This is a genomic window from Erythrobacter sp., from assembly GCF_023653175.1.
Taxonomy (GTDB): domain Bacteria; phylum Pseudomonadota; class Alphaproteobacteria; order Sphingomonadales; family Sphingomonadaceae; genus Erythrobacter.
Genome location: NZ_JAMNXL010000089.1, coordinates 1 through 14,626 on the forward strand (window position 1 = coordinate 1; position 14,626 = coordinate 14,626).

18 protein-coding genes are annotated in these 14,626 nt (G+C 66.1%); 8 read left to right on the forward strand and 10 right to left on the reverse strand.

The features are described from left to right. On the reverse strand, window positions 1-202 hold a 202-nt coding region (locus NBV68_RS10970; RefSeq protein WP_296309821.1), incomplete at its 3' end, for a hypothetical protein. Window positions 203-392: 190 nt separating this feature from the next. Between NBV68_RS10970 and NBV68_RS10975 the strand changes: the two genes are divergently transcribed. Next, window positions 393-998 (forward strand): DUF4375 domain-containing protein, encoded by a 606-nt coding sequence (locus tag NBV68_RS10975; RefSeq protein ID WP_296309823.1) that lies wholly within the window; start codon window positions 393-395, stop codon window positions 996-998. Here the strand turns inward: NBV68_RS10975 and ahpF are convergent. Both ahpF and ahpC read right to left on the reverse strand, forming a co-directional pair. After that, window positions 995-2,584, reverse strand: coding sequence for an alkyl hydroperoxide reductase subunit F (ahpF, locus tag NBV68_RS10980; RefSeq protein ID WP_296309825.1), 1,590 nt, complete (start codon window positions 2,582-2,584; stop codon window positions 995-997). The genes NBV68_RS10975 and ahpF overlap by 4 nt on opposite strands. 230 nt (window positions 2,585-2,814) lie before the next feature. Continuing rightward, complete coding sequence (gene ahpC / locus NBV68_RS10985; protein ID WP_296309828.1) at window positions 2,815-3,381, reverse strand: alkyl hydroperoxide reductase subunit C; 567 nt, start codon at window positions 3,379-3,381, stop codon at window positions 2,815-2,817. A gap of 193 nt (window positions 3,382-3,574) precedes the next feature. Here ahpC and NBV68_RS10990 point away from each other — a divergent pair, with 193 nt between their 5' ends. The 4 genes from NBV68_RS10990 (at window position 3,575) to NBV68_RS11005 (ending at window position 5,386) form a co-directional block, all read left to right on the forward strand. Then, complete coding sequence (locus NBV68_RS10990) at window positions 3,575-4,531, forward strand: NAD(P)-dependent oxidoreductase (protein WP_296309830.1); 957 nt, start codon at window positions 3,575-3,577, stop codon at window positions 4,529-4,531. 103 nt (window positions 4,532-4,634) lie between these two features. Continuing rightward, window positions 4,635-4,880: a helix-turn-helix transcriptional regulator gene (locus NBV68_RS10995; protein WP_296309832.1), complete on the forward strand. Its 246-nt coding sequence runs from the start codon at window positions 4,635-4,637 to the stop codon at window positions 4,878-4,880. Continuing rightward, on the forward strand, window positions 4,877-5,119 hold the full coding sequence (locus NBV68_RS11000) for a hypothetical protein (protein ID WP_296309835.1): 243 nt from the start codon (window positions 4,877-4,879) through the stop codon (window positions 5,117-5,119). The genes NBV68_RS10995 and NBV68_RS11000 overlap by 4 nt, the downstream gene beginning before the upstream one ends. Before the next feature lie 54 nt (window positions 5,120-5,173). Next, complete coding sequence (locus tag NBV68_RS11005) at window positions 5,174-5,386, forward strand: hypothetical protein (RefSeq protein ID WP_296309838.1); 213 nt, start codon at window positions 5,174-5,176, stop codon at window positions 5,384-5,386. 32 nt (window positions 5,387-5,418) lie between these two features. Here the strand turns inward: NBV68_RS11005 and aroC are convergent, their stop codons facing one another. Then, a complete protein-coding gene (gene aroC / locus NBV68_RS11010) occupies window positions 5,419-6,489 on the reverse strand; it encodes a chorismate synthase (protein WP_296309840.1) in 1,071 nt (356 codons plus the stop codon). Between the two features lie 79 nt (window positions 6,490-6,568). Between aroC and ruvA the strand changes: the two genes are divergently transcribed. Genes ruvA through ruvB form a run of 3 tightly spaced genes read left to right on the forward strand, consistent with a single transcriptional unit; the run spans window position 6,569 to window position 8,712 of the window. After that, window positions 6,569-7,177, forward strand: a complete 609-nt coding sequence (gene ruvA / locus NBV68_RS11015) for a Holliday junction branch migration protein RuvA (RefSeq protein WP_296309842.1) — start codon at window positions 6,569-6,571, stop codon at window positions 7,175-7,177. Beyond that, window positions 7,177-7,683, forward strand: coding sequence for a hypothetical protein (locus tag NBV68_RS11020; RefSeq protein WP_296309844.1), 507 nt, complete (start codon window positions 7,177-7,179; stop codon window positions 7,681-7,683). The genes ruvA and NBV68_RS11020 overlap by 1 nt, the downstream gene beginning before the upstream one ends. Continuing rightward, window positions 7,684-8,712, forward strand: coding sequence for a Holliday junction branch migration DNA helicase RuvB (ruvB, locus tag NBV68_RS11025; RefSeq protein WP_296309845.1), 1,029 nt, complete (start codon window positions 7,684-7,686; stop codon window positions 8,710-8,712). Window positions 8,713-8,979: 267 nt separating this feature from the next. Here the strand turns inward: ruvB and NBV68_RS11030 are convergent, their stop codons facing one another. From NBV68_RS11030 to NBV68_RS11055, 6 genes are all read right to left on the reverse strand, one after another. Beyond that, window positions 8,980-9,279, reverse strand: a complete 300-nt coding sequence (locus NBV68_RS11030) for a hypothetical protein (RefSeq protein WP_296309847.1) — start codon at window positions 9,277-9,279, stop codon at window positions 8,980-8,982. A gap of 23 nt (window positions 9,280-9,302) precedes the next feature. Next, on the reverse strand, window positions 9,303-9,620 hold the full coding sequence (locus NBV68_RS11035; RefSeq protein WP_296309849.1) for a hypothetical protein: 318 nt from the start codon (window positions 9,618-9,620) through the stop codon (window positions 9,303-9,305). A gap of 105 nt (window positions 9,621-9,725) precedes the next feature. Next, the gene (locus NBV68_RS11040; protein ID WP_296309851.1) at window positions 9,726-10,445 is read right to left on the reverse strand and encodes a hypothetical protein; all 720 of its coding nucleotides are present in this window, start codon (window positions 10,443-10,445) and stop codon (window positions 9,726-9,728) included. A gap of 223 nt (window positions 10,446-10,668) precedes the next feature. Further along, entirely contained in the window at window positions 10,669-11,025 is a 357-nt protein-coding gene (locus tag NBV68_RS11045; protein ID WP_296309853.1) for a rhodanese-like domain-containing protein, read from the reverse strand. 8 nt (window positions 11,026-11,033) lie between these two features. Next, window positions 11,034-13,706, reverse strand: a complete 2,673-nt coding sequence (gene acnA, locus NBV68_RS11050; RefSeq protein ID WP_296309854.1) for an aconitate hydratase AcnA — start codon at window positions 13,704-13,706, stop codon at window positions 11,034-11,036. Window positions 13,707-13,832: 126 nt separating this feature from the next. Then, a complete protein-coding gene (locus NBV68_RS11055; protein WP_296309856.1) occupies window positions 13,833-14,624 on the reverse strand; it encodes a DMT family transporter in 792 nt (263 codons plus the stop codon). Window positions 14,625-14,626: the final 2 nt, after the last annotated feature.

Here is a 14,626-nt window from a genome sequence, read left to right on the forward strand (position 1 = left end):
CCGCGTAGTCGAGCGTGTTGAACGCCTCGGCGTAATCGAAGTCCTCACCATAGGGATTGGCGCTCTGGCCGCGCTCGGTCAGGATGTCGACCTGCAATGCCTGCGGCCACCAATCGCGGTTGGTGCGGCCCAGCAGGTTGCGCATGTCCATGCTGCCGTGGAAGGGGCAACCCCCGCTCATCTCTCCGGTTTTTGCGTCCATGATAGTCTCTCCTCTGACATGGCGAAATGCAGACTCGCGTCGCTGCCGCGTAGCCTATGAGGAGAGAATGACGCTTTCAGGATATTGCGTCCAATCGATTAATGCGGAAGGTTTGATTGAGCGGGGCGATTAGTGGGGCGCGTAGGAAAGCGATCTTGTTCGGCCCGCGTGCGCACTCCATAACCCCAGCATGAGCAAAGTCGCCTGCACGCAATGCGGAGCCATGATCCTGCCGCGCACCGCCGCTGAAACAGGCGGCATCTGCATGGCCTGCAAGCAGGGCATCCGCGCCAGCATGGAGGCGTCACGGGAATTCTACCAGAAGCTCAAGGAGTACGATCCGTTTCGCGAGCTTTGGAAATGGCTGGTCGGCAAGGCTCAGTCCGACTCTGGCCTTGCCACCCTCTCGCAAGCCCACCGGCATTACTTCGCTGTCGGCATGCTGGAGGGCGAAGTCTACAATGGCGGCTTCGACCAGTTCTTCACGAACAGCTCGGGTGACTATTTCACGCTCGCCTCCGAGGGTCTGCAAGTGATGGAAGCCGAGACATCGCTGCGGCTGTTGCGGGAAGCTGCAAGAACGCTGTTCGGAGACGAGCTGCCATCTGACGATCAGCAGGAGCGATGGCATGCAATGGAGCGCCACGCCCTGACGCATGGCGGCGTGGACGCGGTTGCGGAGCGATTGGAACCGCTCGACCGCGCGTTTTGCGACGAGCCGGATGCGCTGGTCGAAAGACTGTCTGCCTTCGCCCAGCGATCCGGAATACTCGAACCGTTCGTTAGGCCAGCTTAAGCCGCCTGCGCGATTTCCTCGACCGGTTCGTTGCGGATGAGGAAATCGAACGCTCCCAGCCCCGCCTTGGCGCCTTCGCCCATCGCGACCACGATCTGCTTGTGCGGCACGGTGGTGCAATCGCCCGCGGCGTAGATGCCGGGGATGCTGGTCGCGCCGTGATCGTCGATCACGATCTCGCCGAACTTGGAGAGCTCGAGGCCGGTCTCGCGCAGCCATTCGGTGTTTGGCACAAGACCGATCTGGACGAACACGCCCTCCAGATCGATGCGGCGCTCATCGCCATTGGCGCGGTTCTTGACCACGAGGCCGTTCACGCGGGTGCCGTCACCTAGCACCTCGGTGGTCTGGCCATTGGTGATGATCTCGACATTCGGCATCGAGCGCAGTTTGCGCTGCAGCACCTCGTCGGCGCGCAGCTTCACGTCGAACTCGATCAGGGTCACGTGGCCGACGATCCCGGCAAGGTCGATTGCGGCCTCGACGCCCGAATTGCCGCCGCCGATCACCGCGATGCGCTTGCCCTTGAACAGCGGGCCATCGCAGTGCGGGCAATAGGCCACGCCCTTGTTGCGATACTCCGCCTCACCCGGCACGCCGAGGTTGCGCCAGCGCGCGCCGGTGGAGAGGATCAGCGACCGGGCGCGCAAGGAAGCGCCGTTGGCCATCACCACCTCGTGATAACCGCCGACGTCCTTGGCTGCGCGCAGTTCCACCGCGCGGGCGAGGTCCATCAGGTCGATCTCGTATTCGCCGACATGCTTCTTGAGGCTGTCGGTCAGCTTCGGGCCTTCGGTGTAGGGGGTGCCGGGGAGGTTCTCGATCCCGAGCGTGTCCATCAGCTGGCCGCCGAAGCGTTCCGCCGCGATCCCGGTGCTGAAGCCCTTGCGCGCGGTGTAGACCGCTGCCGCCGCGCCCGCCGGGCCGCCGCCGATCACCAGCACCTCGAACGGGGCCTTGGCGGCGAGCTTCTCGGCCTGCCTGGCATCGGCATTCTTGTCGAGCTTCGACAGGATCTCGGCCAGTTCCATCTTGCCGTTGTAGAAGGGCTCGCCATTGAGGAAGGTCGCAGGGACCGCCATGATGTCGCGGCGCTCGACCTCGTCCTGGAAGGTGCCGCCTTCGATCAGGGTGGCGGTGACGCGCGGGTTCTCGAGCGCCATCAGCGTCAGCGCCTGCACCACGTCGGGGCAGTTGTGGCACGAGAGCGAGAAGAACATCTCGAAATGGAAGTCGCCCTCGAGCGCGCGGACCTGTTCGATCAGGTCGGCGTCGACCTTGGGCGGGTGGCCGCCGGCCCACAGCAGCGCGAGGACAAGGCTGGTGAATTCATGCCCCATCGGCAGGCCGGCAAAGCGCACCCACTTCTCCGCATCGCTCGCGCGGCGGATCACGAAGCTGGGCTTGCGATCATCGGTGCCGTCGAAGCGCGCGGTGACGAGGTCGTGCAGCGACGCGATCTGTTCGATCAGCGCACGCGTCTGGCGCGACTTCTCGCTGTCATCGAGGCTTGCGACCAGTTCGATGCCTTCGCGAAGATTGCCGAGATAGGTCTTGAGCTGGGCCTGCATGGCTGCGTCGAGCATGGGTGTTCTCCGGGTGCGGGCATGGGGCCGCGCGGCGCGTGTGATCCGTGGGACGGGTAACGCGGGACCGGATGCCGCCCGCCCGCAAAGGGGGGGAGGGGCGGGAGGACATCCGGTCCCGGCTACGACCCGAGGGCTCTTTGATGGCTCTCGGGATTTTTCGACCGGCGCGCAGGCCGAGGGGGGGAGGGAGTGGCCCCGCGCCGGTCGGTTCGTGTGGCCTGTCGGCCTTAGATCTTGCCGACCAGGTCGAGCGAGGGGGCCAGCGTGTCGCTGCCTTCTTCCCACGCCGCCGGGCAGACCTGACCGGGGTTGGCGCGGACATATTGCGCAGCCTTGATCTTGCGGGTCAGTTCGTTGGCATTGCGGCCGACGCCTTCGCAGGTGATTTCCATGATCTGGATCACGCCGTCAGGATCGACCACGAAGGTCGCACGGTCGGCAAGGCCGGCGCCTTCACGCAGCACGCCGAAATTGTTCGACAGCACGTGGTTCTGGTCGCCGAGGAACGGGAAGGTCAGCTTGCCGATCTTGTCCGAGGTGTCGCTCCACGCCTTGTGGCTGAAGTGCGTGTCGGTCGAGACGGCGTAGACTTCGACGCCCATCGCCTGCAGCTGGCTGTACTTTTCGCCCATGTCTTCCAGCTCGGTCGGACACACGAAGGTGAAGTCGGCCGGGTAGAAGAAGAACACCGACCACTTGCCGGCCAGATCCGCGTCGGTGACGGTGAAGAAGTCCTTGCCCTTCTGGAAGGCGGTGGCGGTGAACGGCTTGAGAGTCGAACCGATGATACCCATGGATTCTGTCCTTGTGCTGGGTTGAGAGAGAGGTTGAAACTGACGTTGCCGAAATAGGGATTTTTGCGCTGCACAAAAGTTGATTTGTGCGATTGCGAAAATCGCTTTTTTCAATCTATCGGACGGGAACCAATCGAATTTGACACTCATTGATGCTCTTGCCTCGCGCCCGCGCGACGCTAGGTGCAAAGCCATGCGCGTGCTTCTCACCGGATCCTCGGGCTGGCTCGGCCGCTTCCTTGCCCCAGCCCTGATGCGCGCCGGCCATGCGGTGACGGGCCTCGACATCGCGCCGGGTGCGCATACTGATGTGCTCGGCAGCGTCGCCGACGCCGGACTGGTCGGCGAGCTTTTCGCTGCGCACCGCTTCGAGGGCGTGATCCACGCCGGCGCCTTGCACAAGCCCGACATCGCGCGCTACCCGGCGCAGAGCTTCATCGACGTCAACGTTACCGGCACACTGGGCCTGCTCGAGGCGGCGGTGCGGCATGGGGCGGGCCGCTTCGTCTTCACCTCAACAACCTCGCTGATGATCACGCAGGCGATCCGCGACGAGGTGGCGGCTGAGGCGGTGTGGCTCGACGAGACCAGCGGGCCTTTGGCACCGCGCAACATCTACGGCGTGACCAAGCGCGCCGCCGAGGAGCTGTGCCGCTTGTGGCACAATCTCCACGGCCTGCCGGTGATCGCCTTGCGGGTCTCGCGCTTCTTCCCCGAGGATGACGACACCCACGCCGTGCCCTCGGGCGAGAACCTCAAGGCCAACGAGTTCCTGAATCGCCGCCTCACGGTCGAGGATTGCGCAGCGGCGCATATCGCCGCGCTCGATGCCGCGCCGCGGGTGGGCTGGGGCGTCTATGTCGTGAGCGCGCCGCCGCCCTTCACCCGCGCCGATGCTGCGCGGCTGAAGCATGATGCAGCCGCCCTGATCGCCGGGCGCTTTCCCGAGGCGCCCGCGCTCTACGCCGCGCGCGGCTGGGTGCTGCCGGACAGCATCGGGCGGGTCTATGATCCTTCAGCCATCGAACGCGATCTGGGCTTCCGCTGCGAGACGGACTTCGCGGCGGTGCTGGCAGCGCTGCGGGAGGGCCGCGAGATGCCCTTCATCCACGACCGCAGCTACGTGCCGCCCAAGGAACTGGGGCGCTAACAGCCCGTCTTTCCTCGCTGCACCGGAGAGGCCTCATGCCCATCCGTGTTGCTCCGCGCGAATATTCGTTGTGTAAACACAACCAATCGCATATCTGGACCACATGACGAGGGAAATTCACAACCGGATTGCCATGTTCCGGGCCGACGCCGGGATGACCCGCCGCGAGCTCGCCGAGGCCGTCGGGGTCAATCCCCAGACGATCGGCTTCCTCGAGCGCGGCGATTACAAGCCCAGCCTCGAACTGGCGCTGTCGATGGCCGAGGTGTTCGGCGTGAGCGTGGAACTGCTGTTCTCGTTCGAGCCGTTCCCCTCGCTCTCACAGGCTTTGCAGAAGGGACGCGAATGATGGCTCGCAATGATAAGGGAATTTTCGCGCGGTTGGATCGGACGGTGAGCCGACTTACCGGACGACCCATTCACACAGGCTTCACTGCGCCCCATGTTGTCATTGCAGTTAACCTCATATTCCTGTTGATCTCGCTTGCGGGCATGGACTTGACGATCGAAGGTCGGGCTTTCGGCAAAGACCTTCTGACATTGGCCATGTTCGGCAGCATCGTCTACAATGCCGCCGTTCAATACTAGGAGCGCGGAAACTGGACGCCTGACGAGCGGGAAAATGCCATCCGCTGGAAGTCCGTGGCCATTTCGGGTTGGATTGTGATTACGCTGGTGAGTTTCTGGGCCGTTTTGGTCGGTCAATTTGCACACAATGGTCTATGGTATCCAAGGCACGCCAAGGAATGGCCTGCGCTGGGCATCTTCATCGCCATGCTGTCAGCGCAAATCAGCTGTATTGCGTCGGCATGGATGACCCCGACCTACGCCGCCGAGCTGCTCGACGACGAGTGAGTTCGCGGCAAGCACACGCCTGACGCTGCCGCTTATCCTACCTGCGCCCGATGCAGCAGCTTGTGATCGGCCAGCGCCAGCGCCATCATCGCTTCGACCACCGGGGTGCCGCGGATGCCGACGCACGGATCGTGGCGGCCCTTGGTAACCACCTCCACCGCCTCACCCGCAGAATTGATCGATTCCACCGGGGTGAGGATTGAACTCGTCGGCTTGAACGCCACCCGGCACACCACCGGCTGCCCGGTCGAGATCCCGCCCGCCGTGCCGCCCGCGTGGTTGGCGAGGTAGACCGGCTTGCCATCCGGGCCGGGGCGCATCCGGTCGGCGTTCTCTTCGCCGGTCAGGCGCGCGGCGTCAAAACCGTCACCGATCTCGACGCCTTTCACAGCATTGATGCTCATCATCGCGGCGGCCAGATCGCTGTCGAGCTTGGCATAGATCGGCGCGCCCCAGCCTGCCGGAACCCCGGTTGCGACGCACTCGACGATGGCGCCGAGTGACGATCCGGCCTTGCGGGCCTCGTTGACCTTCTCTTCCCAGCGCTTCGCCGCGGCCGGGTCAGGGCAGAAAAACGGGTTGTTGGCGATCTCGGCATAATCGATGTTCGCCGGGTCGATCCGGTCGCCGCCGAGTTCGCACACGTAGGCTGTGAGGGTGACTTCCGGGATCACCAACCGCGCCACCGCGCCCGCCGCGACCCGCGCCGCCGTCTCGCGCGCCGAGGAGCGCCCGCCGCCGCGATAGTCGCGGATGCCGTATTTGGCGTCATAGGCGTAGTCGGCATGGCCGGGGCGATATTGCTGGGCGATCGCGCTGTAGTCCTTGGAGCGCTGATCGGTGTTCTCGATGTGCAGCGCTATCGGTGTGCCGGTGGTCTTGCCCTCGAACACCCCCGAAAGGATCCGCACCAGATCATCCTCGCGCCGCTGGGTGGTGAAGCGGCTGGTTCCGGGCTTGCGGGCGTCCATAAAGGGCTGGATGAAGTCCTCGCTGATCGCGAGCCCCGGCGGGCACCCGTCGACGACCGCGCCCAGTGCAGGCCCGTGGCTCTCTCCCCAGGTGGTGAAGCGCAAGACGCGCCCGAAGGTGTTCCAGCTCATGGGAGTGCCATCTGGCGCAAGTGTGGGCATCTGTCCATAAAGGCTGGACGCCGTTTGCGGCTTGGGGCAGGAACAAACCATGATCGCCAAACTCTCAGGCAGACTGGACGCGACCGGCGAGGACTGGGCGGTGGTCGACGTCGGCGGGGTGGGCTACCTCGTCCACTGCTCCAGCCGCACGCTCGCCGCGCTGGGCGAGGTGGGTGAGGGCTGCACCGTCCACACGCAATTGCAGGTGAGCGAGAACGACATGCGCCTCCTCGGCTTCGCCGACAGCGCCGAGCGCGACTGGTTCCGGCTGCTCACCGGCGTGCAGGGCGTGGGGAGCAAGGTGGCGCTGGCAATCCTCTCCGCGCTCTCGACCGGAGACTTGCGCGACGCCTGCGGCAAGGGTGACGCCGCGATGGTGGCGCGGGCGCAAGGCGTTGGGCCGAAACTGGCGGGGCGGATCGTCAACGAACTGAAAGACAAGGCTGGCGCCATGCCGGGCGGGTCGGGCGGGTTTGCGGTTGGCGTGGCTGCGGTGCCTGCCGGGAGCAAGGGCGCCGACGCGGCGAGTGCGCTGGAGAATCTCGGGTTCAAGCCTGCCGTGGCGGCGCAAGCCGTGGCGCGTGCGCTGGAGGAACTGGGCGAGGGCGCCAGCGAGGGCGACCTGATCCGCGTGGCGCTGAAAAAGGCGGCGGGGTGATGGTGGGCAAAATGTTCGACTGGGTACGGTCAGGCAGTCGTGACAAGGCCGAGACCCCGCCGATGGCCTATGCTGCAGAGGCTCGGCTCTACGCCTTCAGGGATCGGATTTTCGTGTGCAGTGTCCGCTGGATTGCCGAGACCGAGAGCCTTACGGTGCTGGACGCGGCCTGTGACGACGCCTCTCTTGGGAGCTCCATCCTGCACCACCTCGCGGAGTTTTCGGACCAGCCGATGGACCTTTCGGGCTACAAGCTCACCGACTGGCCCGCCTATCGCGCTTCGGGCGCGAAGTCGGTCAAGGCGTTCGAACGGGAACTTTGGCACGTCTATCTGTCGATCATGAATTCGGCGGTTCTGGTACGGGCCTCACCGCGATTGACGAACGCTGACCACGAGTTGGGAATATACGCCTCAGCCAATCTCGCCCTTCCCGAGCAGGTTGGGGCAGCCACTCGATCAGCGATCGCGGCTGTGAAGCGGCTGCGCGACGTCGGTGGGATCTGAATGACTGACCCCCTCCACACCCCCACCCGCCAGCCGGGTGACCCGGACGCCGCCCTGCGCCCGCGCCGCTTGGCCGAATTCGTCGGGCAGGAGGCGGCCAAGGGTAACCTCGCCGTATTCATCGCCGCCGCGCGCGCGCGGGGGGAGGCGATGGATCATACCTTGTTCTTCGGCCCCCCGGGCCTCGGCAAGACCACGCTGGCGCAGATCATCGCGGGCGAGCTGGGCGTCGGCTTCCGCGCCACTTCCGGCCCCGTCATCGCCAAGGCAGGCGACCTCGCGGCGCTGCTGACCAATCTCGAACCGCATGACGTGCTGTTCATCGACGAGATCCACCGCCTCTCCCCCGTGGTCGAGGAGGTGCTCTATCCCGCCATGGAGGACCGCGCGCTCGATCTCATCATCGGCGAGGGCCCCTCGGCGCGCTCGGTCCGCATCGATCTGCCGCCCTTCACTTTGATCGGCGCGACCACGCGGCAGGGCCTGCTGACAACCCCGCTGCGCGACCGCTTCGGCATTCCGGTGCGGCTCAACTTCTACACCCATGAGGAGCTGGAGCGGGTCGTCACCCGCGCTGCGGGCCTGATGGGCCTCGCCATTGCGCCCGACGGCGCGCACGAGATCGCCCGCCGCAGCCGCGGGACGCCGCGTGTCGCCGGTCGTCTGCTCAGGCGCGTGCGCGACTTTGCCGATGTGGCAGGGGCGGCCAGTGTCACCCGCCATGTCGCCGACGAAGCGCTCACCCGGCTCGAGATCGACCGGCTCGGGCTCGATCTGATGGACCGCCGCTACCTCACCATGATCGCGACCATCTACAAGGGCGGGCCGGTGGGGATCGAGACCCTCGCGGCGGGCCTCGCCGAACCGCGCGACACGGTGGAGGAGGTGGTCGAGCCCTACCTCATCCAATTGGGCCTCGTCGCCCGCACCGCGCGCGGGCGGGTGCTCAACGATGCCGGCTGGGCGCATCTCGAGATGACTCCGCCCAGAGAATCACCTGGGCCTCAGGCCGGCCTGTTCGAGGACTGAATCGCGCCCCCGGCAGAGGCCAGCGTTAACCAAGCGGCTTACGGCGCCTCCGTTTTCGGTGCCAGTTCGGGACAGGCTCGCGGAAATCCCGGGTTCGTGCGGCGATTCCAGCGCGATCAGAGGCCGATGCTTGGTTAACCCGATTGCCCCTCGCCGCCATCTGACATCAATAGAAGGCTGGATTTAGGGGAATTGCGGGAAGGTCCGCAGCAACCCCGCAAGCAAACAGGGTATAGGACCATGTCGCTCAAACTGGCCATCGCGAAGCTATCCGCCGCAGCGGCGGGTGTCGCATTGTTGCAAGGTGGTGCAGTGCGCATGGCCGAGCCGATGAACACCGACGCGCCCGACTTCTCGACCAATATCGACGGGAAGCTGATCCAGGTCGATCCCGTGACCGGCGCGCGCTACATCAAGACCCGCGAGCGGGTGATCACCGTGCCCGAGGAGCGCCGCCGCCGCATCGTCGAGCGCACCGTCGAGTGCCAGCCGGTCGGCCCGGCAGGCCCGGGTGGCGCGGCGAGCCTGCCGCAGGGCGCAGTCCAGGCCTATTACGACGCGGCGCAATGCCCGCCGATCGCGCAGGTCGCCTACATGCCTGCCCCGCTTCCGCCGCTTCCCCCGATCTCGGGCGGCGGTGGGCCGGGCGGTGGCTGGGGCGGCGGCTTCGGCGGCGGTTTCGGCGGTGGATTCGGCTTTGGCGGGGGCTTCTTCGGCGGATTCTTCGGCGGCGGCGGTTCCTCGTCGGGCGACGTTTCGGTCTCGACCACCACCTCGACCTCGACCTCGGGCGGCAGCAGCGGCACGACCAGCGGCTCGTCGAGCGGTTCCAGCGGGATCGTGATCGACATCGACATTGACAATTCGACCTCGACGACCTCGTCCTCGGGCCAGCTGTCCTCGACCACTACCTCGTCCTCGGGCGTGGTGACCTCCTCGACCGGTCAGGTGTCGAGCAGCACTGGCCAGGTGTCGAGCACCAGCACCACAGGCGCGGTCTCCTCCTCGACCGGTCAGGTCTCCTCGTCGGGTAATGTCTCGTCCTCGACTGGCGCTGTGTCGTCGTCGGGCAATGTGTCCTCGTCGACCGGCGCGGTGTCGAGCAGCACGGGCGGGGTCTCAAGCAGCACGGGAACGGTGTCGAGCAGCACTGGCGGGGTCTCGTCCTCGACCGGTTCGGTGTCGAGCTCGTCGGGCAACGTCTCCAGCTCATCGGGCAACGTCTCGAGTTCCTCGGGCAACGTCTCCAGCTCTTCGGGCAATGTCAGTTCCTCGACCGGCGCGGTGAGCAGCTCGGGCTCGTCGTCCTCGTCTTCGTCCTCCTCCTCGTCGAGCTCCTCGTCGTCTTCCTCGTCGTCGTCGTCCTCGGGCGGCAGCGGCGGGAGCGGGGGCAGTTCGGGTTCTTCGGGCAGCAGCTCTTCCTCGTCGTCGGGGAGCAGCAGCTCCTCGTCCTCCGGCGGGGCGACCAGCGGCGGATCTTCGGGCGACATGACCAGCAGCACCAGCAGCAGCTCGTCGTCGTCGTCTTCCTCCTCGAGCAGCAGCAGCGGCTCCTCGGGATCGTCGGGCAGCAGCGGGTCTTCGGGCTCGAGCTCCTCGTCGGGCAGCAGCTCGTCGTCCTCGTCGAGCAGCAGCAGCGGCAGCAGCGGCACGACGGGCGGCAATGACGTGCCCGCGCCGCCGATGACGATCCTGTTCGGCCTCGCCGCCGCCGCGATCCTCGGGCGCCGCAAGCTCCTCGGCTGAGAAAGCCGCCATCCGCAAAACCAAAAAGGGCGGCCTTGCGGGGCCGCCCTTTTTCGTTGAATTTGTAGGGACTTATTGCCCTTGCGGCGTTTCGACCGGCTGTCCGGCAGCCTCCCAGGCGAGCAACCCACCTTCGAGGTGCTCCACCGGCGCGCCGGTCACGCTGGCGAGCTTTTCGCCGGCGATTCCCGAACGGCGGCCCGAGCGGCACTAGAGCACCACCTCGCGCCCGTCCGACAGATCGAGCTTGGCCGGATCGAAGCGGTCGAGCGCGATATGTTCAGCGCCCGGGATCATGCCTTGCGCGACCTCCTCATCAGTGCGCACGTCGATCAGGCGGACATTGCCCGCCTTGATCCGCGCTGCAAGCTCCTCTGGCGAGAGCGGCACCAGCGGCGCGGGTGCCACATCGGCTTCCCCTTCGGTGCCGGCGAAAGCCAGCTCGAAGCCGAGCGGGATCGAGGGCGCGTCGCGCTTGCTCTTCGATTCGCCCGGATCATCCCCGCAGGCCGACAAAGCCAGCAGCAGGGCGGGGGCAAGCAGAAGAGCGGCGCGACCGGGTCTCATGCCGCTCCTTATGCCGCAAGTTTGCGCAGAACGTAATGGAGAATGCCGCCGTGGCGGTAATATTCCATCTCGTTTGCGGTATCGATGCGACACAACGCGGAGAAGGTGAACTGCGAACCGTCCTCGCGGGTGACCTCGACGGTGACGTCCTGACCGGGGGTGAGGTCAGCGAGGCCGCGGATCGAGAATGTGTCGGTCGCCGACAGGCCGAGGGTGGCGCGGGTGTCGCTTTCCTTGAACTGCAGCGGCAGCACGCCCATGCCGACGAGGTTGGAGCGGTGGATGCGCTCGAAGCTCTCGACGATCACCATCCGCACGCCGAGCAGGATCGTGCCCTTGGCCGCCCAGTCGCGCGAGGAGCCGGTGCCGTATTCCTTGCCGCCGATCACCACCAGCGGCGTGCCGTCGTCCTTGTGGCGCATCGCCGCATCGTAAATCGGCATGGTCTCGCCGCCATAGGTCGAGAAGCCGCCTTCGACGCCCGGGACCATTTCGTTCTTGATGCGGATATTGGCGAAGGTGCCGCGCATCATCACTTCGTGGTGGCCGCGGCGCGAGCCGTAGGAGTTGAAGTCCTTCTTGGCGACCTGATTGCTCATCAGGAACTTGCCGCCCGGGCTGTCTTCCTTGATCGAACCGGCCGGGCTGATGTGGTCGGTGGTGACCGAATCGCCGAGAATCGCCAGCGGCTTGGCATCCACGATGTCCATGATCGGCGCGGGCGTCATGGTCATGCCCTCGAAATAGGGCGGGTTGGCGACGTAGGTGCTGCCGGCGCGCCACTGGTAGGTGTCGGACGGCTCAACGGTGATCGCCTGCCAGTGCTCGTCACCGTCATAGACGTTGGCGTAGCGGCTGACGAACATCGAACGGTCGATATTGGCGGCGCGGTTCTCGGCGATTTCGGCGTTGGTCGGCCACAGATCGGCGAGCATCACGTCATTGCCGTTCTGGTCCTGCCCGATCGGGGTGGTGGTGATGTCCTCGGTGACCGTGCCCTTCAGCGCATAGGCGACCACCAGCGGCGGCGAGGCGAGGAAATTGGCGCGCACGTCGGGCGAGACGCGGCCCTCGAAGTTGCGGTTGCCCGACAGAACCGAGGCGGCGACGATGTCATTGCCGTTGATTGCGGCGCTGATCGGCGCGGCGAGCGGGCCGGAATTGCCGATGCAGGTGGTGCAGCCATAGCCGACCAGGTCGAAGCCGACCGCATCGAGGTGCTCCTGCAGGCCCGACTTCACGAGGTAGTCGGTGACCACCTGAGAGCCCGGCGCCAGCGAGGTCTTGACCCATGGCTTGGGCTTGAGGCCCCGCTCGTTGGCCTTCTTGGCGACCAGCCCGGCGGCGATCAGCACGTCGGGGTTGGAGGTGTTGGTGCAGGAAGTGATCGCGGCGATCACCACGTCGCCATCGCCGATGTCGTGGCTCGCGCCGTCAACGCCCACGCGGGCTGCGGCGGCCTTGCCATAGACCTTGGAGAGATCGGCGTTGAACAGATCATCGACCTCCTGCAGCACCACCTTGTCCTGCGGGCGCTTGGGGCCGGCGAGGCTGGGGACGACGGTCGCCATGTCGAGGCTGAGGGTCTTGGTGAAGACCGGCACGTTGGCCGGATCGAACCACATACCCTGCGCCTTGGCATAGGCTTCTACCAGCGCGATGTTCTCCTCGCTGCGGCCGGTGAGACGCAGGTAATCGAGGGTCTTGTCGTCGATCCCGAAGAAGCCGCAGGTCGCGCCATATTCGGGGGCCATGTTGGCGATGGTGGCGCGGTCGGCCAGCGTCAGGTTGGCGACGCCCGGGCCGTAGAACTCGACGAAGCGGCCCACCACGCCCACGGCGCGGAGCATCTGCACGCAGGTCAGCACGAGGTCGGTGGCGGTCACGCCTTCGGCCATCGCGCCTTCAAGGTAGAAGCCCACCACTTCGGGGATCAACATCGAGACCGGCTGGCCGAGCATCGCGGCCTCGGCCTCGATCCCGCCCACGCCCCAGCCCAGCACGCCAAGGCCGTTGATCATGGTGGTGTGGCTGTCGGTGCCCACACAGGTGTCGGGATAGGCGACCATCACGCCGTCCGGGCCTTCCGAAGACCACACGGCCTGCGCGAGGTGCTCAAGGTTCACCTGGTGGCAAATCCCGGTGCCCGGGGGCACGGCGGTGAAGTTCTGGAAGCTCTTGGAGCCCCACTTGAGGAAGTCGTAACGCTCGGCATTGCGCTCGTATTCGAGCGCCATGTTGGCTTCCATCGCCTTGGGGTGGCCGAATTCATCGACCATCACCGAGTGGTCGATCACGAGGTTCACGGGAACCAGCGGATTGATCTTGGCGGTGTCGCCGCCGAGCTTCTTGATCGCATCGCGCATCGCGGCCAGATCGACCACGCAGGGCACGCCGGTGAAGTCCTGGAGCAGCACGCGCGCCGGGCGGTACTGGATTTCCGCACCGGTGGCGGGATTCGCCTGCCAGTCGACCAGCGCCTGAATGTGCTCGCGCGCGACCGTGAAGCCGCCATCCTCGAAGCGCAGGAGGTTCTCCAGCAGCACCTTCATCGAGATCGGCAGCTTGCTGATATCGCCCAACTGCTCGGCGGCTTTCGCGAGCGAGTAATAGGCGTATTGCTTGCCGTCCACGTCAAGCATCTGGCGCGTGCCGAGCGAATCCTGGCCGATTGCGGTCATGGGAGGTTCCGTCCTTTCGATTGACCCGCCCCCGATCCACCAAGGGCGCGGTTTTCGCTGGCCTCCTGCGCGCCCGCGCGCGGGAGGTCAAGGGGGCCAAAGGGCAATCGGCCTAAGGCTTTTGTCTCAGACCAGCGCGGCCGCCTGCACCCGCGGCGGGCGGGCGGCGATCCAGCAGCCGGTAACGATCAGCGCGGTGCCCGCCAGTGTCGGCCAGGTGACCGCCTCACGGAAGAACACCCAGCCGGTGATCGCCGCCCAGACGAAGCCCGAATACTCGGTCGGCACCAGCACGCTGGCGGGCGCGCGGGCATAAGCGAAGGCGATCGCGAAGGATCCGCACACCGTCAGCACCGCCGAAATGCCGAGCGGCAGCGCGGCGGCCATCTGCGGGGTCTGCCACAGGAGCGGGGCCATCAGCAGCAGCACCACTGCGCTCACCCCGCTATGGAAGGTCGCGATCTCGAGCGCGCTCGCGACCTGCGCCTGCCGGCGGATGATGATGAAATTGTAGGCATAGAGCAGCGCCGAGACGAACACCGAGGCGACCCCGAGCATCGCCCGCTCGTCAAAGCCCCCGCTGCCGATCCGCCCGCCGACTATCACCAGCGTGCCCGCGAAGCCCAGCACGCTCGCCCCGATGGCGCGCGCGCTGATCGTCTCGCCGAGCAATACGCGGGCGAGATAGAGCGCCAGCAGCGGGGCGATGAAGGACAGCGCGATCGCCTCGGCGAGCGGCAGGACGGTGAGCGAATAGAAGAAGGTCAGCGCCATGAAGGCCGAGACGACTCCGCGCTCCAGATGCAGCTTGAGCACGGGCCGCTGCGGCATCCGCCCGCCGCGCAGCCACCACAGCGGCGCGACGAGGGCGGTGCCGATCACCGCGCGCAGGGTGGTCGCGGTATAGGCGCCGATCAGCA

What these genes read in the sequence shown, in the direction of transcription:
- ruvB (WP_296309845.1), top strand. Translation starts at nt 7,684, where the DNA reads ATGACTGACCCCCTCCACACCCCCACCCGCCAGCCGGGTGACCCGGAC.
- ruvA (WP_296309842.1), top strand. Translation starts at nt 6,569, where the DNA reads ATGATCGCCAAACTCTCAGGCAGACTGGACGCGACCGGCGAGGACTGG.
- NBV68_RS11045 (WP_296309853.1), bottom strand. Translation starts at nt 11,025, where the DNA reads ATGAGACCCGGTCGCGCCGCTCTTCTGCTTGCCCCCGCCCTGCTGCTG.
- aroC (WP_296309840.1), bottom strand. Translation starts at nt 6,489, where the DNA reads ATGAGCTGGAACACCTTCGGGCGCGTCTTGCGCTTCACCACCTGGGGA.
- NBV68_RS10990 (WP_296309830.1), top strand. Translation starts at nt 3,575, where the DNA reads ATGCGCGTGCTTCTCACCGGATCCTCGGGCTGGCTCGGCCGCTTCCTT.
- NBV68_RS10975 (WP_296309823.1), top strand. Translation starts at nt 393, where the DNA reads ATGAGCAAAGTCGCCTGCACGCAATGCGGAGCCATGATCCTGCCGCGC.
- NBV68_RS11000 (WP_296309835.1), top strand. Translation starts at nt 4,877, where the DNA reads ATGATGGCTCGCAATGATAAGGGAATTTTCGCGCGGTTGGATCGGACG.
- NBV68_RS10995 (WP_296309832.1), top strand. Translation starts at nt 4,635, where the DNA reads ATGACGAGGGAAATTCACAACCGGATTGCCATGTTCCGGGCCGACGCC.
- acnA (WP_296309854.1), bottom strand. Translation starts at nt 13,706, where the DNA reads ATGACCGCAATCGGCCAGGATTCGCTCGGCACGCGCCAGATGCTTGAC.
- ahpC (WP_296309828.1), bottom strand. Translation starts at nt 3,381, where the DNA reads ATGGGTATCATCGGTTCGACTCTCAAGCCGTTCACCGCCACCGCCTTC.
- NBV68_RS11020 (WP_296309844.1), top strand. Translation starts at nt 7,177, where the DNA reads ATGGTGGGCAAAATGTTCGACTGGGTACGGTCAGGCAGTCGTGACAAG.
- ahpF (WP_296309825.1), bottom strand. Translation starts at nt 2,584, where the DNA reads ATGCTCGACGCAGCCATGCAGGCCCAGCTCAAGACCTATCTCGGCAAT.